29 protein-coding genes are annotated in these 25,874 nt (G+C 48.1%); 22 read left to right on the top strand and 7 right to left on the bottom strand.

What is annotated here, in order from left to right; genetic code table 11:
• Window positions 1-28 precede the first annotated feature (28 nt).
• From ODZ53_RS22770 to ODZ53_RS22740, 7 genes are all read left to right on the top strand, one after another.
• Window positions 29-1,216 (top strand): substrate-binding domain-containing protein, encoded by a 1,188-nt coding sequence (locus ODZ53_RS22770; RefSeq protein ID WP_372680311.1) that lies wholly within the window; start codon window positions 29-31, stop codon window positions 1,214-1,216.
• A 12-nt stretch (window positions 1,217-1,228) separates the two neighbouring features.
• Entirely contained in the window at window positions 1,229-1,999 is a 771-nt protein-coding gene (locus ODZ53_RS22765; protein WP_372680254.1) for an ABC transporter ATP-binding protein, read from the top strand.
• Complete coding sequence (locus ODZ53_RS22760; protein WP_372680252.1) at window positions 1,983-2,684, top strand: ABC transporter ATP-binding protein; 702 nt, start codon at window positions 1,983-1,985, stop codon at window positions 2,682-2,684. Before ODZ53_RS22765 ends, ODZ53_RS22760 begins: the two co-directional genes overlap by 17 nt.
• Before the next feature lie 27 nt (window positions 2,685-2,711).
• Window positions 2,712-3,572 (top strand): branched-chain amino acid ABC transporter permease, encoded by an 861-nt coding sequence (locus ODZ53_RS22755; RefSeq protein WP_142496099.1) that lies wholly within the window; start codon window positions 2,712-2,714, stop codon window positions 3,570-3,572.
• A 7-nt stretch (window positions 3,573-3,579) separates the two neighbouring features.
• Window positions 3,580-4,578, top strand: a complete 999-nt coding sequence (locus ODZ53_RS22750; protein WP_372680250.1) for a branched-chain amino acid ABC transporter permease — start codon at window positions 3,580-3,582, stop codon at window positions 4,576-4,578.
• Between the two features lie 136 nt (window positions 4,579-4,714).
• A complete protein-coding gene (locus tag ODZ53_RS22745) occupies window positions 4,715-6,298 on the top strand; it encodes an acetate--CoA ligase (RefSeq protein WP_372680248.1) in 1,584 nt (527 codons plus the stop codon).
• Window positions 6,299-6,407: 109 nt separating this feature from the next.
• Window positions 6,408-7,220, top strand: coding sequence for a transglycosylase domain-containing protein (locus ODZ53_RS22740; RefSeq protein WP_199926779.1), 813 nt, complete (start codon window positions 6,408-6,410; stop codon window positions 7,218-7,220).
• A gap of 122 nt (window positions 7,221-7,342) precedes the next feature.
• On the opposite strand, the gene xerS is transcribed toward ODZ53_RS22740, so the two are convergent.
• Entirely contained in the window at window positions 7,343-8,455 is a 1,113-nt protein-coding gene (xerS, locus tag ODZ53_RS22735) for a tyrosine recombinase XerS (protein ID WP_372680246.1), read from the bottom strand.
• Between the two features lie 145 nt (window positions 8,456-8,600).
• Here xerS and ODZ53_RS22730 point away from each other — a divergent pair, with 145 nt between their 5' ends.
• The 4 genes from ODZ53_RS22730 (at window position 8,601) to ODZ53_RS22715 (ending at window position 11,735) form a co-directional block, all read left to right on the top strand.
• Window positions 8,601-8,978, top strand: coding sequence for a (2Fe-2S) ferredoxin domain-containing protein (locus tag ODZ53_RS22730; protein WP_372680244.1), 378 nt, complete (start codon window positions 8,601-8,603; stop codon window positions 8,976-8,978).
• 292 nt (window positions 8,979-9,270) lie between these two features.
• Window positions 9,271-10,464, top strand: coding sequence for a glycine C-acetyltransferase (locus ODZ53_RS22725; protein ID WP_012686276.1), 1,194 nt, complete (start codon window positions 9,271-9,273; stop codon window positions 10,462-10,464).
• Window positions 10,461-11,423 (top strand): L-threonine 3-dehydrogenase, encoded by a 963-nt coding sequence (locus ODZ53_RS22720; protein WP_064199661.1) that lies wholly within the window; start codon window positions 10,461-10,463, stop codon window positions 11,421-11,423. The genes ODZ53_RS22725 and ODZ53_RS22720 overlap by 4 nt, the downstream gene beginning before the upstream one ends.
• A gap of 153 nt (window positions 11,424-11,576) precedes the next feature.
• Window positions 11,577-11,735: a hypothetical protein gene (locus tag ODZ53_RS22715; protein WP_172801860.1), complete on the top strand. Its 159-nt coding sequence runs from the start codon at window positions 11,577-11,579 to the stop codon at window positions 11,733-11,735.
• A 92-nt stretch (window positions 11,736-11,827) separates the two neighbouring features.
• On the opposite strand, the gene ODZ53_RS22710 is transcribed toward ODZ53_RS22715, so the two are convergent.
• Together ODZ53_RS22710 and ODZ53_RS22705 are read right to left on the bottom strand one after the other, a co-directional pair.
• A complete protein-coding gene (locus tag ODZ53_RS22710) occupies window positions 11,828-12,382 on the bottom strand; it encodes a spore coat protein (protein WP_012686279.1) in 555 nt (184 codons plus the stop codon).
• Between the two features lie 113 nt (window positions 12,383-12,495).
• Window positions 12,496-12,864 (bottom strand): hypothetical protein, encoded by a 369-nt coding sequence (locus ODZ53_RS22705; RefSeq protein ID WP_087350963.1) that lies wholly within the window; start codon window positions 12,862-12,864, stop codon window positions 12,496-12,498.
• Window positions 12,865-12,994: 130 nt separating this feature from the next.
• Here ODZ53_RS22705 and ODZ53_RS22700 point away from each other — a divergent pair, with 130 nt between their 5' ends.
• The gene (locus ODZ53_RS22700) at window positions 12,995-13,159 is read left to right on the top strand and encodes a hypothetical protein (protein ID WP_012686282.1); all 165 of its coding nucleotides are present in this window, start codon (window positions 12,995-12,997) and stop codon (window positions 13,157-13,159) included.
• A gap of 75 nt (window positions 13,160-13,234) precedes the next feature.
• Here ODZ53_RS22700 and ODZ53_RS22695 read toward each other — a convergent pair whose 3' ends face one another.
• Complete coding sequence (locus ODZ53_RS22695; RefSeq protein WP_372680240.1) at window positions 13,235-14,839, bottom strand: S-layer homology domain-containing protein; 1,605 nt, start codon at window positions 14,837-14,839, stop codon at window positions 13,235-13,237.
• Between the two features lie 146 nt (window positions 14,840-14,985).
• Between ODZ53_RS22695 and ODZ53_RS22690 the strand changes: the two genes are divergently transcribed.
• On the top strand, window positions 14,986-15,954 hold the full coding sequence (locus tag ODZ53_RS22690) for a YpdA family putative bacillithiol disulfide reductase (protein WP_372680238.1): 969 nt from the start codon (window positions 14,986-14,988) through the stop codon (window positions 15,952-15,954).
• Between the two features lie 19 nt (window positions 15,955-15,973).
• On the opposite strand, the gene ODZ53_RS22685 is transcribed toward ODZ53_RS22690, so the two are convergent.
• Together ODZ53_RS22685 and ODZ53_RS22680 are read right to left on the bottom strand one after the other, a co-directional pair.
• The gene (locus ODZ53_RS22685; protein WP_007727375.1) at window positions 15,974-16,312 is read right to left on the bottom strand and encodes a histidine triad nucleotide-binding protein; all 339 of its coding nucleotides are present in this window, start codon (window positions 16,310-16,312) and stop codon (window positions 15,974-15,976) included.
• A gap of 73 nt (window positions 16,313-16,385) precedes the next feature.
• A complete protein-coding gene (locus tag ODZ53_RS22680) occupies window positions 16,386-17,564 on the bottom strand; it encodes an acyl-CoA thioesterase/bile acid-CoA:amino acid N-acyltransferase family protein (RefSeq protein WP_372680235.1) in 1,179 nt (392 codons plus the stop codon).
• 153 nt (window positions 17,565-17,717) lie between these two features.
• Here ODZ53_RS22680 and ODZ53_RS22675 point away from each other — a divergent pair, with 153 nt between their 5' ends.
• A complete protein-coding gene (locus ODZ53_RS22675) occupies window positions 17,718-18,158 on the top strand; it encodes an Rrf2 family transcriptional regulator (protein WP_012686286.1) in 441 nt (146 codons plus the stop codon).
• A gap of 85 nt (window positions 18,159-18,243) precedes the next feature.
• Here ODZ53_RS22675 and ODZ53_RS22670 read toward each other — a convergent pair whose 3' ends face one another.
• Window positions 18,244-19,299 carry a bifunctional transcriptional activator/DNA repair enzyme AdaA gene (locus ODZ53_RS22670; RefSeq protein ID WP_372680233.1) on the bottom strand — a complete coding sequence of 352 codons (1,056 nt, stop codon included), beginning with the start codon at window positions 19,297-19,299 and terminating at the stop codon, window positions 18,244-18,246.
• A 267-nt stretch (window positions 19,300-19,566) separates the two neighbouring features.
• Between ODZ53_RS22670 and ODZ53_RS22665 the strand changes: the two genes are divergently transcribed.
• From ODZ53_RS22665 to ODZ53_RS22630, 8 genes are all read left to right on the top strand, one after another.
• Window positions 19,567-19,941, top strand: coding sequence for a response regulator (locus ODZ53_RS22665; protein ID WP_012686288.1), 375 nt, complete (start codon window positions 19,567-19,569; stop codon window positions 19,939-19,941).
• Window positions 19,942-20,079: 138 nt separating this feature from the next.
• Window positions 20,080-21,441: an ethanolamine ammonia-lyase subunit EutB gene (locus ODZ53_RS22660; protein ID WP_012686290.1), complete on the top strand. Its 1,362-nt coding sequence runs from the start codon at window positions 20,080-20,082 to the stop codon at window positions 21,439-21,441.
• 20 nt (window positions 21,442-21,461) lie between these two features.
• The gene (gene eutC / locus ODZ53_RS22655) at window positions 21,462-22,295 is read left to right on the top strand and encodes an ethanolamine ammonia-lyase subunit EutC (RefSeq protein ID WP_026134035.1); all 834 of its coding nucleotides are present in this window, start codon (window positions 21,462-21,464) and stop codon (window positions 22,293-22,295) included.
• A gap of 76 nt (window positions 22,296-22,371) precedes the next feature.
• Window positions 22,372-22,581, top strand: a complete 210-nt coding sequence (locus ODZ53_RS22650; protein ID WP_372680230.1) for a hypothetical protein — start codon at window positions 22,372-22,374, stop codon at window positions 22,579-22,581.
• A 367-nt stretch (window positions 22,582-22,948) separates the two neighbouring features.
• Complete coding sequence (locus ODZ53_RS22645) at window positions 22,949-23,878, top strand: helix-turn-helix transcriptional regulator (RefSeq protein ID WP_199926787.1); 930 nt, start codon at window positions 22,949-22,951, stop codon at window positions 23,876-23,878.
• An 82-nt stretch (window positions 23,879-23,960) separates the two neighbouring features.
• Window positions 23,961-24,455, top strand: a complete 495-nt coding sequence (locus ODZ53_RS22640) for a GyrI-like domain-containing protein (RefSeq protein ID WP_372680227.1) — start codon at window positions 23,961-23,963, stop codon at window positions 24,453-24,455.
• Between the two features lie 126 nt (window positions 24,456-24,581).
• Window positions 24,582-25,166, top strand: a complete 585-nt coding sequence (locus ODZ53_RS22635) for a TVP38/TMEM64 family protein (protein ID WP_372680225.1) — start codon at window positions 24,582-24,584, stop codon at window positions 25,164-25,166.
• An 11-nt stretch (window positions 25,167-25,177) separates the two neighbouring features.
• Window positions 25,178-25,867: a response regulator transcription factor gene (locus ODZ53_RS22630; protein ID WP_015890914.1), complete on the top strand. Its 690-nt coding sequence runs from the start codon at window positions 25,178-25,180 to the stop codon at window positions 25,865-25,867.
• Window positions 25,868-25,874: the final 7 nt, after the last annotated feature.

Raw genomic sequence — 25,874 nt, 5'->3', positions numbered from 1 at the left:
AACGGGCGTGAAAAAAAGAGGATGGAAAATGTTGCTCCCGCTAGCGATGTCTGTTGTGCTTGTTGCTGGCTGCAGCCAAAATGAAAGCGCTTCATCTAGTGGCGGCAATACGATCAAGGTAGGCGTACTCGCTTCGCTCACAGGGCCATTGGAGAGCTACGGCAAGCAGACGGCAAGAGGTTTTGAGCTCGGGCTCGATTATGCAACAGAAGGCAAGCGAGAGATCGGTGGCAAAAAGATCGAGTTTGTCGTGGAGGATACGGAGACGAAGCCAGATGTCGCCGTCCAAAAAGCAACGAAGCTCCTGGAAACTGACAAGGTAGACTTTCTCGTAGGCTCCTCGAGTTCAGGCGATACGCTAGCTGTCCTTCCACTGGCAGAGGAGTACAAAAAAATCATGGTCGTAGAGCCAGCAGTAGCAGATAGTATCACCGGGAAAAACTGGAACAAATACATTTTTCGCACAGGTCGAAATTCTTCACAGGACGCAGTAGCAGGCGCTGCGGCGATTGCTTCTAAAGGAACGAAGATCGCGACGATGGCTCAAGACAGCGCCTATGGCCGAGAAGGGATCGAAGCCTTTAAGACCGCCGCTGAAAAATTAGGGGCTGTCATTATCGAAGAGCAATACGTGGACACGAGCACGACTGATTTTACAGCCAATATTCAAAAAATCATTAGCGCCAAACCCGAATATGTGTTCATCACGTGGGCAGGCTCGAACTCCCCGTGGAAACAGCTGCAAGATATGCAGGTTCAGCAAAAAGGCATCAAGGTGTCTACGGGAGCTCCCGATATCGCTGCATTGAAAACGATGGAGGCAATGATCGGGATGGAAGGATTCTCGGTGTATTACCATTCGCTCCCCAAAACGAAAATGAACGACTGGCTCATCGATGAGCACAAGAAGCGTTTTCAAGGCGAGATTCCAGATTTATTTACGGCTGGCGGGATGACGGCAGCGGTAGCGATTGTGGAAGCACTGAAAAAGACGAACGCCGACACAGATTCGGAGAAGTTGATTGCTGCGATGGAAGGCATGACCTTTGATTCGCCGAAGGGTCAGATGCAGTTCCGGGTGGATGACCATCAGGCACTGCAAACATTATACGCGATCAAGCTAGAGAAAAAAGACGGAGTCGATCATCCGGTCCCGGTGCTCGTTCGGGAGATGACGATGGAAGAGACAGCACCACCTGTCAGGAACCAGAAGTAGAGGAGGTGTGTGATGAGTTACTTGTTGGAAACGGTTGACGCAAGCGTAGCATTCGGGGAGCAAACTGTCATAAACAAGGTATCGCTACGCATATCGAAGCAGCGATTTACTTCGATCATCGGACCGAATGGAGCCGGAAAGACGACGCTGTTTAACCTGTTAAGCGGACAGCTTACCCCCTCGCAAGGAATAATCAAGTACAAGGGTCAAGAAATTACACACTTGCCCCCAGCAGCACGAGCGAGAATGGGGATTGGACGATCGTTTCAATTGACAAACTTATTTCCCAAGCTAACGGTGCGGGAAAATATTCGATTAGCCGTGCAAGCTTCGCAGGGAGTTCGGTTTCGTCTATGGATTTCCGAGGCAGATCAGATGCGACAGGCTGAGGAAGTTGAACGATTGCTGCATCTGGTATTGCTGGAGAAAAAGGCAGATGTGCTGGCAAGCCTACTGGCGCATGGGGAAAAACGAAAGCTGGAGCTGGCCATGCTACTTGGACTGCGTCCGGATGTTCTTTTACTCGACGAACCGACGGCGGGGATTTCGCTGGAGGAAGTCCCGGCTGTATTGAGGGTGATCGAATCCATAAAGGAAAGCAATTCGTGCACGATCATCCTCATCGAACACAAGATGGACATGGTCAAATCACTCTCCGATCACATGGTCGTTCTGTTTCATGGAGAGCTATTGGCTGAGGGAACCCCGACTGACATGATGCGAAATGAACAGGTGCAATCTGCCTACTTGGGAGGGTTGTATAAGCATGATGCTGCAACTTGATCAGATTGAAACGTACCTTGACCAGTTTCACATCTTGCAGGGTGTCTCGCTTTCTGTGCAAGCAGGTAGTATTACTGTCCTGTTTGGACGAAACGGCGCTGGCAAAACAACGACGCTTCGTTCCATTATGGGGCTTGCCCCGATCCGTCATGGCCAAATTCGCTATCGAGGAGAAGAAATCGGACATTTGCCGACCTATTCCATCGCACGTAAAGGGATTGGGTATGTGCCCGAGAATCAAGGGATTTTTCATGATTTTACGGTAGAAGAGACGTTCCGGCTCGCCATGCAAAAAAATGACGACGAACAAAAAGAAAAGCTCGCGTGGATGCTCGATCTTTTTCCAGACCTGTATCACTACTGGAAAAAGAAAAGTGGGCACTTAAGCGGTGGTCAAAAACAAATGCTTGCGATTGCACGAGCTTACGTGAACAGCAACGGACTCTTGTTAATAGACGAACCGAGCAAGGGGCTTGCACCCATCATGGTTGAAAAACTCATGTTCCACATCGAATCGATGAAAGAGAAAGCAACCGTGCTATTAGTTGAACAAAACTTTATGATGGCGAGCATGATTGGCGAGCAGTACTACTTGATGGATGAAGGGAAAATTGTCCGCAGTGGCGCGATGCAGGAGTTGAAGGATGATGCAGATACGCGACAAAAATATTTGGGTATTGCTTGAGCGTATGACAGGGAGGGGGAGGATGAAATGGATGTCGCGATAAATTTGCTTGTAAATGGACTGGCGACAGGCACACTCATTTTCTTGCTCGCTTCCGGGCTCACGTTGATCTTTGGCTTAATGAGTGTGTTGAACTTTGCCCACGGTGGATTGTTTGCCTGGGGGGCCTTTGCTGGTGTATGGCTTTTCGGATTAACGGATAGCTTTTTTCTGGCCATCGTAGGTGCTGCTGTCATCGGGATGCTGCTCGGTTTCGTGCTAGAGCGCGTACTGATCCGTCCCGTGTACGGTGATCATATTCAGCAACTACTCGTGACATTGGGCGGAATGCTCGTGATCAGTGAATTGCTCAAGGTGTTTTGGAGCCCCAATCCCATTCGGGCAGGATTACCAGATTATTTGCAAGGGAGCATCGAGCTTGGCGACATCATACTAATTACGTATCGCTTGTTTGTCATCGCAGTGGGAATAGCTGTGTACGTCGGGTTGCACCTGCTATTGACAAGAACGAGACTAGGCTTGATCGTCCGAGCGGGCGTCATCGATAAGGAAATGGTGCAGGCACTCGGCATCAATATTAAACAAGTGTTTACTTTCGTCTTTTTGCTGGGGGCAGGCATGGCTGCGCTGGGAGGAAGTCTGCTAGCCCCGTATTCGGGGGTAATTTTTGCGGAAATGGGTATGCAGTATGCGATTCTGGCATTCATCGTCGTCATTGTCGGTGGGATGGGAAGCGTTCAAGGCTCTATGATTGCGGCGCTTTTAGTAGGGGTGCTTGGCTCGTTTATGGCTTACTTCGTTCCAGAGCTTTCACTGGCAGTGAACATGCTGCTGATGCTGGCAGTGTTGCTTATCAAACCATCCGGCCTGTTTGGAGCGAAGGGGTGATCATGCGTTGACTACATCCGGATTGTTGAATCATCGTTTTATCCTCTTTGTGTTTTTGTCTTTAGCCGTTTTGCCGTTTTTTTCAGACTCGCGAAGCCTGTACATCTTGTTCACCCAAATCTTTATCTTTGCGATTTTTGCGATGAGCTTTGATTTGTTGCTCGGCTATACGGGGATCGTCTCATTCGGACACTGTATGTTTTTCGGCATAGGTGCGTACTCTGTGTCTTTATTTCTGAAAAACTTTGACGCGTCGGTCGGCTATTTCTTACTTGGCGTACTCGTTGCCATCGTCCTATCTGGGATTCTCAGTTATGTGATCGGGATGCTATCCTTGCGCTTAAAAAGTCATTTTTATGCGATGCTGACCTTGGCGATTTCCCAGCTGCTATTCGTATTGGCAGAGAAATGGCGCTCGCTGACGATGGGGGGAGATGGCTTCACCTTCCCGGTGCCTGAGCTGTTTCGGGATCGTTTGTCCTTTTACTATATATGCCTGTTCCTAATGGTCATGCTATTCGTCATCTTGCGGGCGTTTACGCACTCTCCACTCGGCAAGGTACTGAAAGCCATCGGTCAAAATGAACAACGCGCGGAAGCGTTAGGCTATCAAATTCTTCATTATAAGGTAATCGTCAGCATTGTCGCTGGAGTGGTTGCAGCGATAAGTGGGGGCTTGTACGCGGTCATGCTGCGATTCGTAAACACCCAAGTGTTTTCAATTGAAACGACTCTAGATGCACTCTTGATGAGCATGATCGGTGGGCTGGGAACGCTATTTGGCTCTATTTTGGGGTCGGGGATCGTAGAGCTGGCGCATCACGGATTGACTGAGTTGGCAAAGCTTCACCCAATATTCGAGAGATGGGTCATATTCCTTGGCTTGCTCTATATTTTGGTCGTTCTCTGCTTTCCGAGCGGAATTGTCGGCAGCTTTCAAGAGTGGAGGGAAAAAAGAAAACAGCGTTCCGTGCAGGCTGCGACGATTATAGAGCCAGTAGAGTGATAGGGATGAAAGAAGGGAGGTCAACCGATGGAAAAGGTTGGCCTTTTTTTGTCCCATTTTTGTCGAAAGAAAAAGGTGAGAATTATAGTGATGTCGAATTATCATTCATCAATCTTAGAAAAGGTGGAGATGTGCTATGGAATTAAACATGCCAGTGAACTATAATTTCGCAGCCCAGGTGGACGAATGGTCGAAAAAACATCCAGAGAGACGTGCGGTTTGGGAGTTAGATGAGCAAGGCCAGGAGCATATCCTTACGTACGAGGATTTGCGCCAATATTCAAATAAAATCGCAAATGGACTAGGGTCCATTGGAATCGGGCATGGAGATCGGGTACTCGTTCTGGTTTCCCGAGGAACATTGGCTTACGGACTCTATTTGGCACTACTGAAGCTAGGGGCAGTGATTTTGCCAGGGTCTGAGATGCTGCGTTCCAAAGATATCGAGTACCGGATTAATCATGCAAAAGTAAAGGCAGTGATCAGCTTCGCGGGAGCAATGAGTGAGGTTGATCTGATCAGAGGCAACTGTTCGACACTGCAACACTACATCACGACGGGCGAAGAAAAAGAAGGGTGGATTTCGCTTGAGGGGTTGCTTCAGGGGCAGGACACAGAATTTGAGGTAGTAAACACGAAATCGGATGAGCTGGCCTTCCTGTCTTATACTTCAGGGACGACTGGGGGACCAAAAGGGGTTATGCACGTTCATGGTTGGCCGTTTGCGCATTTGGCTGTGGCGGCTACACAGTGGCTGGACGTTCGCGAAGGTGATGTGGTTTGGGCAACGGCTGGGCCTGGTTGGGCCAAGTGGATCTGGAGCCCGTTTGTCTCTACACTAGGGCTGGGAGCGACCGCGTTTGTCTATAAAGGAAAGTTCTCTGCGGAAAATTATTTGACGATTCTGCAAAATTACCCGGTGTCTGTTTTGTGTGCGACGCCAACCGAGTACAGAATCATGGCAAAAGTAACGGATATAGAACAATACAAGCTGTCCGCCCTGCGCTCCGCATGTTCGGCTGGTGAACCGCTCAATCGGGAAGTGATCGACACATTCCGCCGCGTCTTCCAGTTGACCGTGCGAGATGGATACGGACAGACTGAGAACACGTTACTGGTGGGTACCTTTGTCGGCATGGAACCAAGGCCAGGTTCAATGGGCAAGCCATCGCCAGTTGTAAGAATCGCCATTATTGACGAAGAAGGAGCGGAGCTGCCAGTAGGCAAAGTAGGCGATATTGCCATTGACCGCCATATGGTGGCGCTATTCAAAGGCTATCTGGATGATCCCGGGCGCACTGCCAGAGCTTTTCGGGGTGACTGGTACGTGACGGGTGATCAAGGCCGCATGGACGAAGATGGCTACATCTGGTTCGAAGGACGTTCCGATGACATTATCATCTCAGGTGGATATACGATTGGTCCGTTTGAGGTTGAGGATGCGCTGGTGAAGCATGCGGCGGTAGCGGAATGTGCGGCGGTTGCCAGTCCTGATCCAGAGCGTGGTCATGTGGTAAAAGCCTTTGTCATCCTGAAAAAAGGGAATGAGCCATCCGAAGAGATGATCGTGGAATTGCAAAATCATGTCAAGCAATTAACTGCGCCGTATAAATACCCGCGCAAAATCGAATTTGTACAAGAACTGCCGAAAACGACCTCCGGTAAAATCAGACGGATCGAGCTGCGGCAGCAGGAGGCACGGCAAAATCAGCATTTATAGGGAATCGTTTGTCTTACGAAATTGTAAGATTGCTGTAAGTGGATTCGATGGGACGAAATGCGTGCATCCCCTACAATGTGAGTAGAAGCAAGGCAAGGGGGAATGCAGCATGAACCACCTTCCAATCCCATTAGGAAGAAACACCGACTTGTATGAAGCGGCGAGCATGCCCAAGATTAAGAAACTCGGTGTTCATTGGAAAAAACGACTGCGTATCAGTTTTCTCGTGATCATGATGGCAGCTATCCTGGCGCCGATCGTGCTTGCGTGGACAGGGAATATATGGATAGATGAAAAAAAGCTGGCTGCTGTACAGCAATCCAACAGTTATGTAAAGCTGGACGAAATGCCTGATTATGTGTGGAAGGCATTCGTTGCGATAGAGGATCATCGGTTTATGCAGCATCCAGGAGTGGATCCGATTGGATTGAGCCGAGCGATCTGGGTCGATGTCAAGGAAGGTGCTTACGTGCAGGGCGGAAGTACAATCACCATGCAGTTGGCGCGGAACCTGTTTCTGACGAACGACAAAACGATGACCAGAAAAGTAAAGGAAGTCGCGATCGCTTTACAATTAGAGCAGCGATACAGTAAAAAAGAACTGCTCGAAATGTACCTCAACGTCATTTATTTCGGGCACGGAAAATACGGAATTGGCGAGGCTGTTCCCTTTTACTTCGGAAAAAAAGCAAATGAAACAGGAAATCGAGCAGTAACATTAGGAGAAGCGGCCATGCTAGCTTCTTTGCCGAAAGGACCAGAGCGGTACTCACCGGTAAAGAACTGGGACAGAGCCAAAGAACGGCAGGAGGTTGTACTGAATCGGATGAACGAATTGGCCGTGATCGATCAAAGCGAACGTACATTGGCTAAGAACGAGCATATATCCGTTGTTCCTACTACCAAACGTGCAGCGAAATAAACGAATGTGATGGAATCCCCTGTCTGGATGGCAGGGGATTTTTGCTAGGGAACAGAAGAAGTATGCATTTGACATGGCCCGTTGCCTGATGGTGGAACAGCGGCGGGGATGCAGAGCGCTTCTTACGTCGTTCGGTTCACAGCCTTGCCCAAAGCATCTTCCAATACATGGGCATACTGCATAGTCGTCTCGATTTTGGAGTGCCCCAGCTGTGCTTGGAGCTGATGGGGGTCAGGGTTCAAGCGGAGAAACTGTGTAGCAAAGCTGTGACGAAGCTTATGGACAGACAAATCGGGAATGCCGAATGCTTTCGCGTACTTTTTGACCAGCTTTTGGACAGACCGTACTTCAATGCGATGCCCATTCGGATTGGCAGGGGAGACAGCGAGAAAAACAGCGTCCTCTTGCGGTTCGGGATTGTATTTGTCACGCAGCTGCAAGTATTTGGCCAAGTACTCTTTGCCCCAGTCACTAAAAAAGGGAGCGTCCTCTTTCTTTCCTTTGCGAATCAATTTCAACTGGTTTTTTTCCATAATAATGTCGGATAGATCGAGACTGACGATCTCTGACACTCGGAAGCCACCAGAGAGAATCATCGCGATCAAGGCAGTATCCCGGTCGCGGTTTTGCATGTGATACTGCTTCTTTTTTTCCGTATCGCAATGAGCCAAATATCCGTTGTAGACAAAATCAACGAACTGATAGATTTCGTCGTCTATCAGGATTTTTGCCCGAATGGCGTGGGCGCGTGCGAGGGGAGTCAGCTCCGTGATCTCCAGCTCGATTTTGGCGAGTACATTCCGCGTCAAATACGATTCCCCCTTTTCATCCTCAGCGAGGGCGGACAAGTAATGAAAAAGCGATTTCAGGCTCGATATTTTTCTGCTGATCGTACGGTCACTGTACTCTTTCTTCGCGCTTTTGGTAGGGTTCGAGAGCAAAGCGGATCGCTCATACAGATGCGACTCCTGCAAGTATAATATGTAGCTTTCTACCGTTTCCTTCCTTAAGTCATTCAAATCGCTTAACGGAATGTCCTTCATATCCGTCGCAGTACTCAATCCTTCTGTCATCATCCAGCGAAAGAAAAAGGAGAAATCGCGAAGGTATCCAAGCAAGGTGGAGGGTGAATTCTTTTTTGCTTTTTTATGCTCAATAAACTTTTCGACATACCACGGGTAGGAGCCCACTGTTTGCAAAAGCTGCAAGGCATCGCGCTGTTTGGTAACGGACATGCTTTCACCACCAACATCTATTTGTAATCGTATACGAACATATATTCTATCAAAAACCAAACGTTCTGGGAATTGCAAATTGAACAAGAAACCGTCATGATGGGGAGTATGGATCGATGATGGACAAGAACGGAGTGGATTTGTAGTGGCAACATGGGACTTATCTCAGACGAGACATCATGTGCTGATTTGCAATGGTGGAAGCTGTATGCGCAAGGGTGGCGAAGAGGTTACGGTGGCGATACGCGAAGCGATTACCGAAGCAGGCTTGGATGACTATGTACATACAACCCGCACGCGTTGCAACGGACGCTGTGAGGACGCATGTGTGATGATCGTGTACCCCGAGGGAATCTGGTATGAAAACGTGACACCAGAAGATGCACAGCAGTTGGTGGAAGAGCATTTTCAAAATGGCAGACCTGTAGAGTCCTTGATGACGCATCGCTTCGAAACGAACGGTTTTGTGCGTACGATAGACAACAAGCCCGGTATCTTAAAATCACAAAAGGCAAAAAAATGAGGAAAAGGCCACGATCTGCTCATGAAGCGAGAGAGTGGTTTTTTCATTTTCAGGAGTCTACGATTTACGACAAAAGGAGAAAGTAGGAGAGATGGCAATATCGAAAGGAAAATGATTGAAAGCGTTAACAATATGTCTTTGTGATGTGGACGTTTTAAGTAAATGGTGGTAAAATGTCTGTAGATTAAGTTGATTTTATGCGAATTTTATCAAAATGATATGTCCATACAGTGTGAACAATTGTTTTTGTGGAAGTTACTAATCGATGGCTGAATATATGGAGGGATTCTCGTTGGCGAGCAAAACACTTGAACATTTTTTACATGAAAATTTGGCAGATTTGAAGAGCAAAGGACTGTACAACGTCATTGATCCATTGCAAAGCGCAAATGGTCCTGTCATTACGATTGCAGGAAAAGAACTGATCAACCTCTCCTCCAATAACTATCTGGGTCTGGCTACTGATCAACGCCTTGTGGACGCTGCGATTGCAGCAGCAAGCAAATACGGCGTAGGTGCAGGGGCTGTTCGTACGATTAATGGAACCTTGGACTTGCATGTGAAGCTGGAAGAAAAGCTCGCTGCCTTCAAGCATACGGAAGCTGCAATCGCTTACCAATCTGGCTTTAACTGCAACATGGCTGCGATCTCTGCTGTCATGGACAAGGACGATGCGATTCTTTCTGACGAATTGAACCACGCTTCCATTATTGATGGATGCCGCCTGTCTCGTGCACAAATTATCCGTGTGAACCACTCCGATATCGATGACCTGCGTGCGAAAGCGAAGGAAGCAAAAGAATCCGGCAAATATAAAAAGCTGATGGTCATTACTGACGGCGTATTTTCAATGGATGGCGATGTTGCCAAGCTGCCGGAAATCGTCGAGGTAGCCGAAGAATTTGACTTGATTACGTATGTAGACGATGCCCACGGCTCTGGTGTTCTCGGTAAAGGGGCAGGAACGGTTAAGCATTTTGGCCTGTCTGATAAAATCGACTTCCAAATCGGCACGCTTTCCAAAGCAATTGGCGTAGTCGGCGGTTACGTAGCGGGACGCCAAGAGCTGATCGACTGGCTCAAAGTACGCAGCAGACCTTTCCTGTTCTCGACTTCGCTGACGCCAGCGGATGTGGCTGCTTCCATTGCAGCTATCGATATTTTGATGAACAGCACTGAGCTGCACGACAAGCTGTGGGATAACGGACATTACCTGAAAAAAGGCTTGAAAGAACTCGGCTTCAATATCGGGGAGAGCGAAACGCCTATCACTCCTTGCATTATCGGAGACGAACAGCAGACTCAAGAATTCAGCAAGCGACTGTATGAAGAGGGCGTGTACGCGAAAGCGATCGTGTTCCCGACTGTACCAAAAGGAACCGGCCGTGTACGGAATATGCCAACAGCGGCGCATAGCAAGGAAATGCTGGATCGTGCCCTTAGCATCTACGAAAAAGTTGGGAAAGAAATGGGGATCCTGAAATGAAAAAAATTCTGGTAACCGGGGCGCTAGGACAAATTGGTTCCGAGCTCATCATGAAACTACGCGATATTTACGGAGCGGATCAAGTCATCGCTACAGATATCCGGAAAAACGAAGAAGATCCTGTGGTGCAATCTGGACCCTTCGAAGTTCTTGATGTCACAGACGGAAACCGGATGTTTGAGCTGGCGAAGAAACATGGCGTGGATACGATCATGCATTTGGCTGCGTTGTTGTCTGCAACAGCAGAAGCAAAGCCTCTCTTGGCATGGAACCTGAACATGGGCGGGCTGGTAAACGCGTTGGAAGCAGCACGTGAGTTGAACTGCCAGTTCTTTACACCGAGCTCGATTGGTGCATTTGGTCCGACTACACCGAAGGACAACACACCGCAGGACACGATTCAACGCCCTACGACCATGTATGGTGTAAATAAAGTTTCAGGTGAGTTGCTCTGCGATTACTATTATCAAAAATTTGGGGTAGATACGCGCGGCGTGCGCTTCCCAGGTCTGATCTCGTATGTAGCGCCTCCGGGTGGTGGTACGACTGACTACGCAGTAGATATTTACTACAAGGCTATCCAGCATGGAGCGTATACGTCCTACATCGGCAAAGGCACGTACATGGATATGATGTATATGCCTGATGCGTTGAATGCGATTGTTTCTTTGATGGAAGCAGATGCCTCTAAGCTCATCCACCGCAACGCGTTCAACGTGACTGCGATGAGCATTGAGCCAGAAGATGTAGCAGCAGCGATCCGTAAACACATTCCTGAGTTTACGCTCTCTTATGAAGTCGACCCTGTGCGTCAGGCGATTGCCGATAGCTGGCCGAACTCCATTGATGCTACGGCAGCCATGCAAGAGTGGGGCTTTAAAGCCGAGTACGACTTGGACAAAATGACCGAGGACATGCTCGCAAAACTGCGGGGAAAGCTGCTCCAGCAAGTCGGATAAACGAATAGAGAAAAGGAAAATGTGCCACTTCTTCTTGTGCCGTGATGCGAGAGAGGTGGCCATTTTTTGTTTGTCCGTTCACATGCACATTATAAGACTATTGAATGCCTTTCCTGTTCTATGGGCACATTATGAAAAGAGAGGGGGAAAATCATGGATTTACCAAAAAACTTGCAGGACAACCATTCGAAGCACGACGAAGAAGGACAAGTCATCCCAAATATACAGGACAACAAAGACAGTAGTAATGAAGAACGACCAATAGAAAGCTGGGGCTGGTCGAATAATACCGAGACGGTTCGAGAGAGCTGATACCATGTAACAAACAAAACCTTCCGGAATCCGGGAGGTTTTTCTCGTACACACAAAGGGAAAACCGTCCAAACAAGGACGGTTATTGAGGCTTACAGGAGCATTTGTTGTTGAGGCTGATAGGCATTAATCATCGTGTTCATTGTGTGATCGGCAAGCTGTGGAGCTTGGTAGTAGCCTTTGGCATTCATGTATTGCCAGGTTTCATAAGCCATTTGCTGGCATGCATTAGCGCCATTTACATGATATTGCCGGATACCTGGATCTACGCACTCAGCCGCCCAGAGCATGCCAATTGCCGAGCCCGATTTATGCCAGTTCAGCATCAGGGTAGCAATCGTCATATCAGACAAGCGGGTTGGGTGTGGGTTGGGAGCAGCCATCTGGGGGTTATTAAGACCTACTGCTGTAGGTTGTGCTACACGCAATTGAATAGGAGCTGGTGCAATGTTGAAGCCTTTTCCCTGCAAGAGGCTAATCCCTTGCTGGTAGGCGTTCATGATCATTTGCTGATGTCTGTTAATAATACCTGTTAATTGCGGGTCTTGTGCCATCTCGGCAAGTACTCCGTGCATTTCAATCGCGGCGTGTTTGGAGCGGAGTGCTTCTTGTGTTTCCAAAAACTCATGAGCAGCAAATCGTTGCATAATAGCCTCCTGTAATCGAATTGGGTTACTGTCAACCTTTGATAGTGTTTGTATAGAATCAATGGATATTCAGGAAAAAATGGGGAAAGGATTGGACATTAGGCAAAGGGGTGCTAACTCACGTATTCCGCTGAGTACGAATTGAAGCCTGCATGTACCGAAAGTAACGTATTTGCATAGCCAACCAAACGATTGACGGTCTCATCTACCACTGCGTAGACGAGCGGATGCAGAGTAGGGTCATGCAGTTTTGGGTCATCGAAAATCACGGTGGTGTTGATGAACACATCCCGATTTCCAAACAGGTCGTAATGAATGAATACTTTCCCGCAAGCCCCTTCTGTCTGCGGATCTCGATATCCCGGCAAAAACAGATACCATTCCTCGGCTGTTGCAGAACGGAAATTTTTTGTGAATGAGAGACCTTGGATAGCTTCCTCTGTTTTTCTTTTTAATTCAGGGCTCATCAAAATATCTGGCAAGAACCTTTCCTCCTTCTGCTCCTTTTCAGTATGAAGAAAGGAGGGCATTCCCATGCAGAACACCAATGATTGTCTAATAATCGTTAAAAGGAGACAAACTACAGCTAACTTGCATTCGGGAGGGATCATATTGACTGAACAAAACAATCAGGAAGTAGAAAATAAAGAACTGAAAGTGCTGGGGACGCACGCAGCAGGAAGTACCGATTTATTTGAGACCCGAAAAGCGTCAAAGGACGAAGTCGTCGAAGCGCCCAAGCATCCTGGCGGAGCGGGCTCATCCGGGACTTATTGAGAATTGCCAAGCACAACAAAAAGAAGCGCCTTTGCCACGGCTATAGCCGGACGCGGGCGCTTCTTTTCATGAGTCTTACAGTTTTTCTCGTGCATGTTTAAGGGTGATCGAATTAGCAATGGCTGCCCACATATCCGTTGATTCAGAGCCAACGTACCAGTACGCCAGGCCACCCACTTGCCATTGCAGACTAGCCTGAGCCTTCAGTCCAATCGAGCGGCTCTCTTCCAGCCAAATTGTGTGCGTGACGCCTTGGTTTTGATACGTCGAACGGTATTGTCCAACTTTATCGTCCCATACTGTTTTTGCTCTGTATTGCGAGAGCAACTGGTAAGACTCAGGGATGCTAATATCTGTTGACTTCAATGTTCCATTCGATTGGTACCAGTCGCGCGTGTAAAGAGGCATTCCGACGATGAGCTTTTGGGTCGGAACCTCGTCAAGCAGATCGGTAATGACTTTCGTAAACCAAGGCAAGGATGCTACGGAGCCTGCTTCTGATCCACCTACCCAATGCTCTTCATAGGCCATGACTACCAAATAATCCGCATACTTTGCTAATTTGGCAAAATCGAAAGGATCGCTCCAGTCTGAATCACCATCAGGCGGAATATCTACAGATAGGACAGTGCCTTTTGCGTGAAGAGCAGTCGCAAGCTCCTGAATAAACAAGGTGAAGTTGTTGCGATCCGCAGGGGAGAACCCTTCGAAATCGATGTTAATCCCATTTAGGTGGTATTGATCAATGAACGAAGAAAGCTTTTGCACGGCTGCTTTTCGTTTATTGGGATCGGACAGCATGGCGTGAGTAGCATCAGGATCAAATTTATTCCCGAAAAGCGGCCACACCTGCTTGCCATTTGCATGTGCCCATTGGACAAGGGAAGTATCCGTAGAGTCGCTAATCGTTCCGTCTTTTTGCAGGAAGTACCAACGTGGAGACAGCGTATTGACTCCGCTATTCTTGACTTGTGCGATGAATTCCTCTGTCGTGGATTGGTATTGCCATCCGAGAGAGACAAGCGACTTTGCTGTAACGTTTTGCTTCTTCAGATTCTCCTGAATTCGATACAAAATAACAGCGGTTTCTTCTCTCGATAGTGCGTGAGTCGGGCGGAAGTAGCCATTGTAGCCAACCAACCAATTTTTCTGTATGGCGTGGCTGACTGAGGGGCGTGCCCAGCTCGAAATCGCATTGGCATCCTTCACGGACAACTGGTAAGAAGACGAAATGCTTTGTTCCAGTGCGCGTACGAGAAATGCAGCGGCCTCTTCGCGAGAGATCGTCTGGTTCGGAGCAAAAGAAGTAGGACCGATGCCATTCGCGATGCGAAGTCCAGCAGCAGCTTGTACGTACCCGTATGCCCAAGAGTTTTTCGGAACATCCGAGTAGGCTGCGACGTTACTGATCACCGGTTTCATACCGAGCGTTCGTGTGAGCATCGCGACAAACTCAGCACGCGTCACCGGGCGAGTTGGGTGAAAGTACCCGTTTTCATCGCCGGAGATGACACCTGCCGCCTGTAGCGAACGGATTTGCTCTATCGCATAGCTGTTTGCGATATCTTTTAAATTTTTCGTCGAGGCTGTGGATGCAGAGACTCCGATGGCAAAAGAGAGACCGTACACCAGAAAAGCCAAGGAGACTAACCAGATATGTATCTTTTGTTTTTTCATCATACATCCAGTATAAGGAGGGAGAACCATTGTTTCATTGGTCAGATTTTGGTAGAAACCTAGCAGGGGTGCCCGAACTCTTTTTCAGGAGATGCGATATGATATGATGGAGGAATAAAAATAGAGAGAGTGAAGCGAGGCGGAGAGAAATGGAAGACGTACTGATTGTGGGCGGTGGACCTTGTGGACTGGCAGCGGCCATTGCCTGCAAGCGAGCTGGACTTGATCCCATCATTATTGAAAAAGGGTCGCTTGTCCATTCTATTTATCGCTACCCGACCTATATGATTTTTCATAGCACACCAGATTTACTGGAAATCGGGGGTGTCCCTTTTGCAACGGCGAACGACAAACCGACCCGACAAGAGGCACTCAATTACTATCGACTGGTAGCAGCGCGAGAAAAATTGCGCGTGAACGTATATGAAACGGTAACGGAAGCGAAGAAAACACCAGAAGACTTCCAGGTTACGACTACGGACCGTTTCGCCAAAAACCATACGTATGAAGCGAAAAACTTGGTGATCGCCACAGGTTATTTTGACAATCCAAATCGGTTACAGGTCCCAGGCGAGGAGTTACCAAAGGTTTCGTCCTTTTATAAGGAAGCACATCCGTATACAGGGATGAAAGTAGCGGTAGTAGGGGGGAACAACTCTGCCGTAGACGCGGCGATGGAGCTGGAACGGGCAGGTGCAGAGGTAACGGTGATTTGCCGCCGAACGGAGCTATCTGACAAGGTCAAGGCATGGACAAGGCCTGTTTTTGAGAGTCTGATCAAAAAAGGGCGCATCCACATGCTGTTTGGTGCAACCGTCGAGAGAATTGAGGAACGTTCCATTAGGGTGAGGATGGGCGAGGAAGTCATTACGCTTGCCAATGACCATGTATTTTCTTTGATTGGATACCGTCCGGATCGTACCTTCCTTCATTCGTTAGGGGTTATGATTGATGAGGAAACGGGAATCCCAGCACATCATCCTGAGACAATGGAGACGAACATCCCAGGACTCTATATCGCGGGAGTCATTGCGGCGGGCCGTCACGCGAACGCCATTTTTATCGAAAATGGAAGGTTTCATGGTGAAGGTATCGCCCGCCACATTGCCTCTCACTAAGAGCAGTAGCCGCTATTGATTAGAACTGCCACTCCAATTGTCGGCCTCCAATGAGGTGGTAGTGCAGATGGAAAACGGTTTGTTGTCCATGCTTGCCAATGTTGGTTACGATACGGAAGCCATCCTCGTTCACGCCCATTGTTTCTGCCACTTTTTGCAGCGACAGATGAAGGTGACCGATCAGCTCCTTGTCCTCAGGCTCGATAGCCAGAACGGATTGAATATGCTTTTTCGGAATCATCAGGACGTGAACAGGGGCGACAGGATTAATGTCGTGAAAGGCCAATACATGCTCGTCCTCATACACTTTTTTAGAAGGAATGTCTCCGTTTACAATTTTGCAAAATAAGCAGTCCATAGGGCTATACATCCTTTCTATAATGATAGATCGTAAAGCCTACTTCGTCATGCAAGTAGGCTTTCCCTGTTTTTTACTCTGGAAAAGTCCGTTCCAAAAACTGAAGAACCTCACGCCAAGAGTGCTCGGATGAGTAGGCGTTGTTTTTGGGCGTACCACCATTGAGCTGTGTTCGGGTAGTCGGTATGTATGGAAAACGGATCCCATGTCCTGTATCCGGGTAACGCAAATGCACCACCGAATGAGCAAACTGATGATTCTTTAACCGCTCGACCATTTGCTCGCAATGCTCTGCTGCTGGCCACCAGTGATCGTCATCCGAGGAGAGGAAGAGGATCGGGCCATTGATATTTTCCACCGGAATTTCAACAAATGGAAGAGGCTTTCCTTGAAACGACCAAGAGGATTGCGGGGAGAACGTGTCTGAACCAGCGAATGCCTTATCCGTCCCGATAGTAACAGTAGAGCTGGGACTCGAAGCAATGACAGCATGCACATGTTGATCGATCGATGCTGTGACTAATGCCAATTCTGCTCCTTTGGAACGTCCGAATAACGTGATTTTATCAGGGTGTACGGAGGGCTGCTGCTGTAACCAATGAATGGCGCGTTGAACATATTCGATCGGGATCTGGCGAATATCGTCAGGGAGATCGTTGCATTGGAAGTAAGCGAGTGCTAGCGCCGGATAGCCGTGAGAGGCGAACAAAGCAGCGAATTGTGAGCAGGAACCAATTCCGCCTTCGCTTCCACCTAGTACGACAATGGCGGGTCTTTGCTCTGTATGGGGTTTTGAAAAATACAGACCGACTAGACCATAATCTGTCACTTTTTGTATCGACACGTCTCGGGAGACAAAAATACGTTTCACGACTGCTTTCGCTACGGGCTTATCGTAGACTTCTGCCGTTAATTCTATCTCGGTGGAGCGTGGGGTGAACTGAAAGTCGTCCAGAGAATAGGCATGATAAAAACGCATGGTCTGGACATTCATGGACCAGAAAAGCCCCATCGGATCAATTCCCTCATACGTACCAAATAAGGGAGCTTGGGAAACCAAATCCACCGTGCCATTTTCGTCTGCTTGGAATATAGCATGTGAGGATGCAGTCAAATCTCCTCCAGGCAACCCGTTTTTGAGAGTAGCATGAAGGGTGATTAATTGATTCGGGACAAACCCGCTGAGTGTAATATGGACGGGAACATCGATGAAGGCTGTTGCAGGCGTAACTTCAATTTGTGGAAGCATCATTTTGTCAACACTCCTTCCAGATTACGGGAACACTTGACACAGTCATTATAGTAGAATGAAAAAAGTTCGACGGGACGAAATGTGACGGTATGGTTAACTTGACTTCTTGTTTGTGGTGTAACTATAATCATTACAACGAAAGGGTGACAACGTATGAAAATCAGCAGCCGTTTCTCCATTGCGGTTCACATTTTATCACTACTTTCCATTGATTCGAATTCGCATTGTACTTCCGAATGGATCGCAGGTAGTGTGAATACAAATCCAGTCGTGATCCGACGTGTACTGGGGCTGTTGAAGAAGGCTGGGCTCGTGAACGTACGTGCGGGAGCTGGCGGCGCTTCTCTCGCCAAGGAATTGGATCAAATCACGCTTCTTGAAATTTACCGTGCAGTCGATGTCGTGGAAGAAGGGCAACTTTTTCACATCCATGAGCAACCGAATCCCGATTGTCCAGTGGGAGCGAATATACAGTTTGTGCTGGAGTTGATTTTGACCCGTGCGCAGCATGCCATGGAGGAGATTTTGGGCGGAGTGAAAATGTCCGAGCTCGTAGATAACCTTCGTCAAAAAATAACCGAAAAAGCGCAGTAAGAACAAAATGCCCTTGCATAAGCGAGGGCATTTTTGCTAGGAAGGAGTGCCCGCATCCATTTTCCAGATGTTTCACGAATTCGGGTCAAAGGGGGTGGGATGTTTCTTTTTCATGATGAAGCAGCCAGCGTTTGCGCGAAAGTCCTCCTCCGTAACCTCCCAAATCACCATTGGAGTTGATGACCCGGTGGCAAGGAATGACAATCGCTAACTGATTCGCACCATTTGCTTGCGCGACTGCACGAAAGGCGCTTGGTTTCCCAATAGCTGCTGCAACATCGGAATAGGATGAAGTATGCCCCGGAGGAATCGTTTGCAAATGCTCCCAGACCATTCTTTGAAAAGGCGATCCGCACAAAAACAAAGGCGTTGCAAATTGTGTTCGCCCTCCGTCAAAATACTCCTCTAACTCACGTTCAATCGAATGGATAGGCGCTGTAGAACCAGGGATAATCGCTGACTTCGTTCTTTGTCTAAGACGTTCAACTTCTCGTTCCAAGCCACGACGGTCAATGAATTCAAGGAGATAGAGAGCTTCTTCATCCGCAATGGCTATCATGGGACCGAGTCGCGTATCCAGCCACGCTGCCTTTAAGATAGGATGATCGCCAAGAAGAGTAGGTGCTGCCCCCATAATTCGTGAAAATGCATCTCGAAAACCACTGCTAGACTCGTAACCGGTGGATAGCTGGGCATCGATGACGGCTTTTCCTTCTCTGATTTCTTTCAGTGCAATCCCCATACGTCGCGCCCTTGCATATTCGACGAACGTCATGCCAAAACGCTTTTTGAATTGGCGCCGCGCTGTTGCAGCATCCACGGATAATCTTTGAAAGTCATTTTCGGTCCAGTGCTGCTCGGGGTTTTCCTCTACAGCGTTTACTAGCAGACGCACGAGCTCTGAAACATGATTGGGATGTGAAAGTGGACGGCAGCGCTGGCAGGGCCGGAATGAGGCCAAAAGTGCTTGTTTGGCATGATCAAAAAACTCACAATTTATAAACTTAGGTTTTCTTGCTGGACACGTCGGGCGACAAAATACGCCAGTTGTTTTGACTCCAACAAAAAAGACACCTTCATATTCTGAATTTTTATCCAGTAACGCCTGATAATACTCGGACTTCATCTCGGCCGTTATCATTCGGTTCCCCCTCCATCGTTATGTTTTCATTTTATCGCTCACCCAAAATAGCTGCAGCCGAAAATCGTACATTGATTTTTTCTCGTACCTTTACTAGGAAGCAACAAGGGGGAAGGGGGGGGGTTGGATTTAAGCTGGAATTAGCCTGAAAATATAGATATAATAAACGTATTCAGAAATATGCGATAAACCGACAACGGCGTCGGTTGCGTATGAAAATGATGAGCAGTTGGCACGTCCGTTCACTGGTGATCGGGAGGTGGAGTATTGCGTCAGCATTATCGAGTCATCATCATAGACGACGACCCCATAACGCGTATGGACCTGGTCGAGATGTTGCAAGAGCAGGGATATAACGTCGTAGCTGAAGGAAAAAACGGCAAAGAGGCCGTTCGATTGACGCAAATGTGGAACCCGCATCTGATTATTATGGATGTGAAAATGCCAATTATGGACGGTTTGACAGCGACTGGGATTATCCGAGAGCATTCGGACGCAGCGATCCTTCTCTTGACTGCTTACAGTCAAAAGGACATGGTCATGCAAGCCAAAGCGAAAGGGATATGTGCCTATCTGGTCAAACCCGTCATGGAAGAAGAACTGCTACCGGCAGTGGAGTTCGTGCTTACAAGCAAACAATGAACGCAAAAAAGTGAATCGATAGGAAGAGCAACGGCGCTTGGACCAAGGCGAGTATTTCGTCTTTTGTTTCGAAGCGCTTTTTTCGTTCCATGAGATAGAGTTTACGGAAAGTTGAAAAGAAAGTGAGTGAAGCTAGAGATGAAATTGGCTTGCGTTGTACGTAAACAGCATTACCAGTTTACTTCGGTTCGTGATGTATTGGCAAAAGCAAGTGAAGAAAAGTCTGGCGATCACATGAGTAAACTAGCAGCTAATTCCGCACTGGAGCGGATGGCGGCCAAAGTCGTATTAAGCGAAATGCAACTTCGTGATCTATATGAAAATCCAGTCATACCGTACGAAAAGGACGAAGTGACACGGATCATTTATGATGATATCAATCTCTCTATTTACGAAGAGATCAAAAATTGGACAGTAGGGGAGCTACGGGAGTACATCTTGTCGTTTTCCACAGGAATGCCTGAGCTGACACGAATTAGTCGGGGGCTGACCAGCGAGATGATTTCCGCTACGGCCAAACTGATGTCCAGCATTGACCTAGTCATGGCTTCCCAAAAAATGAAGCATCAAGCCTACTGCAACACATTGATTGGCGAGCCGGGAAGACTGGCGTTCCGCTGTCAGCCGAATCACCCAATCGATGATCCAGATGGTATTTTGGCTTCGATGAAGGAAGGCTTGTCCTATGGATCTGGCGACGCCGTCATTGGAATTAACCCGAATAACGACTCCGTTGAAAGCGTTACCAAGCTCTTGAAAATGACGCATGATTTCATGCAAAAGTGGGAAATCCCTACACAAAATTGCGTGCTGGCCCATATCACGACACAGATGCAGGCTCTTCGCGGCGGAGCGCCCATTTCCCTGATGTTCCAGAGTCTGGCAGGTTCACAACGCGCGAATGATGCGTTTGGCGTGAACAAAGAGATTTTGGATGAGGCAATGGAGTTGATGCTCCGAAAAGGTACAGCGTCGGGACCAAACGTTATGTATTTTGAGACAGGGCAAGGCTCCGAAGTGTCGCTGGACTCTCATGAAGGCGTCGATATGCAGACGCTGGAAGCGCGTACGTACGGTTTTTGCCGTCACTGGAAGCCATTCATGGTCAATAACGTCTCTGGCTTTATCGGTCCAGAAACACTTTATGATGGCAGACAGATGATTCGTGCCGATCTGGAGGACTTGTTCATGGGCAAGCTGCATGGTTTGCCGATGGGAATCGCTCCGACTTATACGAACCACATGTATGCGGATCAGAATGACCAGGAGATTGCAGGGATGCTGACGACCTTGGCAGGGGCGAATTTTTATATGGGCGTACCAGGTGGGGACGATGTCATGCTCAGTTACCAAGACACGAGCTACCACGATGACGCCAGCTACCGTGAGCTCTTGGGACTGCGACCTCTCCGGGAATTTGAGAAATGGATGGAAAAAATGGGCCTTATGGAAAATGGTCGTTTGACAGAGCGCGCAGGCGATTTAACCATTTTTGACTAACGAGTGGGGAGGGAAGCAAGGTGAAACAGATCAATATGGAAGACTTGGTCCAGCGTGTAATCGATGAGCTGTCCAAAAAAGGCCAAGGAGTGATTCATTTTCCTGAGCAAAAGCAATGCGGGGTCAAGAATCCAAACAATCCAGAAGCATTGGAGCAAGCGATGAAACGAACGCCGGCTCGCATCGGAATCGGGCGGGCGGGTACCCGAATGAAGACGGGAAGCTACCTCCAATTTCGGATTGATCAGGCAGCAGCACGCGATGCGGTTATGAAAACGATCAGTCCAGAGCTGATCGAGAGTCTGCAACTACCTGTCCTCCATTCGAGAGCGACGAGCATGGAAGAGTATTTAATGAACCTCGACTCCGGACGGATGCTATCGGATGAGTCCGCTCGCTGGCTGGAGCAGCATGGGGATAAAAACAAAGACGTGCAAATTGTCATCTCGGACGGACTGAGCACCTCAGCGTGTGAGGCGACGATCCCAGACTTGCTGCCTGCGTTAATCCAAGGTCTTTCCATGAGAAACGTCAGTGTAGGAAAGCCTGTGTTCATTAACAAAGGTCGCGTCTGGATTCAGGATCAGGTCGCGTCCATCGTCAATTGCAAGGTCGTGATTTCCTTGATCGGAGAAAGACCGGGACTTGCGACGGCAGAAAGTCTCAGTGCTTACATGATTTACAAACCGGATGCCAATACGGTAGAATCAGATCGTACGGTTATTTCTAATATTCATAAGGGTGGCACGCTACCGATTGAAGCGGGTGCTTACCTTGCAGAACTTTTGGAGGAAATTTTGAAGTACCAGGCGAGTGGTGTTAAATTATCACAGCTTCGGGCGATTAACGGGTAGATTCCCACTGGCGCTTCCTCCTGTCTTGCACTAGAATACATAGAAGATAACCAATTTCTATGAGGAGTTGCTAAGCATGACGGAGCCAAACCAAAACGAAAAAAATACCAACGAACAAAAGCCTGGGAAAATCAGCCTGCAAGAGGCAATGAAGCGCAAAATGGCAGAAAAGAAACAAGCGCAAGCACAGGCTAATAACCCAATGAATCAAAAGGCGCAAAATCAATCAATGAAAAGCCAGCTCACCAAAAAACCAAACAATCAACGCAGACGTATGGGCGTATAGCTTCAAATGAAGCAAGGCAAAAAGGGAATGTGCAGCAACTTTGGCTGCAGATTCCTTTTTTGTATGATCATTTATACATATTGTTCTTCAATTTTTTTAAGGTATCGATAAACCAATAAAGCTAGTGAGAAGAAAAAGCACAGGGCTCGTAGACCTTGACAACGCCTACCCAGTCGGAACTTCAAAAAGGGGACCCGCTTGTCGAACACTTCTTCTCTGAGAAACGTCCGCCCATAGGGTGGCTTTGGCTCGACGGTCCCCTTTTTGAAGTGGAGACGAACAGTCCATCCCCCAGCTCGCGTGTCAGTGTCGAAGAGTCCTGTGCTTTTTCTTCTCCACCACTATGTTGACTCAAACGGAGGCAATCATGAAAGTAGAACGGCTACTCGCTATTGTCATCATGCTGTTGAATAAGCGCCGTGTGAGCGCCCGTGAACTATCTGACCACTTCGAAGTATCCTTGCGTACGGTCTATCGGGATTTGGAAACCATTAATGCAGCCGGAATTCCCATCGTAGCGTACCCTGGGGCAAGCGGCGGATACGAGATCATGGAGAATTTTACGATCGATCGACAATACTTATCCTTGGACGAGCTAGTCGCGGTTATTGCTGCGCTAAAAGGGGTTCATTCCTCCACAGACGACAAGCAAATCGGACAGCTTCTGGAAAAAATAAAAGCGTTACTCACCACTGCACCATCCTCTCTTCAAGGAAGTGCACATCCTGTTGTTTACGACTTTAATCCATGGGGCAGTACACCGGCGATCGCCGAAAAAGTAAACAAGCTGCGGGAAGCCATCGAGAAAAGACTTCGTGTGCGGATCATTTATACGAAAATACAAGGAGATGCGACAGAGCGCACCATTGAGCCTGTTACACTGATTATCAAAGGCTATGTGTGGTACATTTATGGCTATTGTTTACAACGCCAGGAGGATCGTCTGTTTCGCTTGTCGCGGATTGCAGACATATCCGTGCTGACAGAGGAATTTTCCCCTCGCCCCAATCAAATAGATAAACTGGAATGGCTCGAAGAATGGGATACGGCAGAGCGTATTTCTCTTGTCCTCGAATTTGCGCAGCGTGTACATGTAAGGGTACGGGATATGTTTGCGCCAGAAGCGATAGAGACCATGCAGGATGGCTCATTGCTGGTACGAACGAAGATGACAGACGATGAATGGTTAAACGGGATGCTGCTTAGCTTTGGCGATGCCTTGTGTGTACATGAGCCTTCCTATGTCAGACAGCGAATGGGGGATACGGTAAAAAGAATGGCGAAACTTTATGAATAAACGTTGGAACGTTGACAGATAGTTGTCAGGGTATGGTCGTTATACTAAGTCATGTAAACAAACTCTTACAGGAGCGTGGTTAATGATGAACCCAACGATCGTCAAACTGGATGAAATGCGTGTAGCGGGCTTGCAAATTCGGACAACCAATGAGGCGGAAGTCGGACCGGACGGGAAGATTGGGGGACTGTGGCAGCGCTATTATCAAGAAGAGCATCCCATCAAAACTCCCCATCAAAAAGAACCGGGTGTGGTTCTGGGGGTGTATTCCGATTACGATAGTGACGAGACAGGCGAGTACTCCTTGTTAGTGGGAACCGTTGTAGAAAAAAACGGTGAGCTTCCTGCTGAGCTCACAGTCAAGACCCTGCCGGCCTCTACCTATGCTGTATTTACGACTCGTGTCGGCCCGATGGTAGAAGTTGTGATGGAAGCGTGGGCGAAGGTATGGGAGTGGTCCCATCAACCGGGGAACAAGCGGACATTTACCGGAGATTTCGAACGATATGACGGAGTGCGCTGTGCTGATCCCAACAACGCGCAAGTGGATTTGTACATCGCGATTGCTGAAGAATAAAGAGGCATTCAATCATACAAGCAGTCGTAGTCGATCAGGCTACGACTGTTTTGCTTTTTTCCATGATTTCTTCACAAGTTTCGTTTACTCTAGAGGGAGAGTGGCAGAGGGGAGTCATACAGACGAATGGATTGGATAACCAATATAGAAGCCCTGGCAGAGTGGATTCGCTCTTTGGGGGTGCTGGGGATTGTCGGTAGTATTTTATTAAACATCGTGATCAGTGTGGCGGGTGTATTGCCGTCCATTTTTTTATCGGGTGCGAACGCAGTCGTGTTTGGCTTGTACGGAGGGTTCTTGATTTCCTTAACGGGAGAGGTAGTTGGTGCTTGCATAGCCTTCTTTCTGTACCGCTACACGATCAAAAAAGCAGATCGAAGTGATAAGCTGAAATCATTCAAATGGGTACATACCATCAATGGAACGACGAGTTTTCGCAAATGCCTTGCCATCGTTTTGCTCCGGATCAATCCGCTGATGCCTTCGGGTGTAATCAATTTAGGAGCGGCTATGACGAATATCACCTTCGGGCAATTTTTGGTGGCGACCTTGCTAGGAAAAGTGCCATCGATGGTTTTTGAAACATTCGTCGGTCATGATCTGATTACTTTTGGTGAAAACAAGTTTCGCTTGCTCTTTGCCTTGCTGGCAGGCGCTCTCGTCTTTTTCCTTTTTTGGAAAAAAGGAAAGGCTCAAACACAAGAGGAGTAGGGAGGATTCTTATGTCTACCATTTTGCTAGTCGATGATGAGCCGCAAATCTTAGAAATATTGTCCTCCTATCTGCAAAAGGAAGGCTATCATGTCCTGACCGCCCAAACAGGCAAGGAAGCAGTGGAAATGGCCACGACGATTTCATTGACCTGCATCATTTTGGATCTGATGCTTCCTGATTTGAGTGGGGAAGAAGTCTGCGTCCAAATTCGCAAAGAGTCGCGTGTCCCGATTTTGATGCTAACGGCGAAAAGTGGAGAGGCGGATCGGATTCGCGGGCTTACGATTGGCGCTGATGATTATTTGATCAAGCCCTTTAGCCCGAGAGAACTTGTCGCGCGTGTTCGAGCCGTCATGCGTCGTGCGGGCGATTATTCAACACTCTCCGATTTTGTTGAAGTGGGCGATTTGACCATATCGATGAATGAGAAGAGAGTCACGAAAAATGGAGTGGCTTTGGAGGTTACGCCGAATGAATATCGCTTGCTCACAACGCTTGTCCGTTATCCGGGGAGAACGTGGGGCAGGGAGGAGCTCGTGCGTGAGGTCATGGGCTTTGATTTTGAGGGATACGATAGAACCATTGATACGCATATCAAAAATCTTCGCCAAAAGATAGAGGCAGACCCGAAGCAACCTGAGTATATCAAGACGGTGTATGGATTGGGCTATCGCTTTGACGATCCCATGAAGAAGTGAGGCAACG

This window comes from Brevibacillus sp. BD137 (assembly GCF_041644655.1).
GTDB lineage: Bacteria > Bacillota > Bacilli > Brevibacillales > Brevibacillaceae > Brevibacillus > Brevibacillus brevis_D.
The sequence above is the reverse complement of the archived record's forward strand: the minus strand, read 5'-3'. Positions and strand labels throughout refer to the sequence as shown.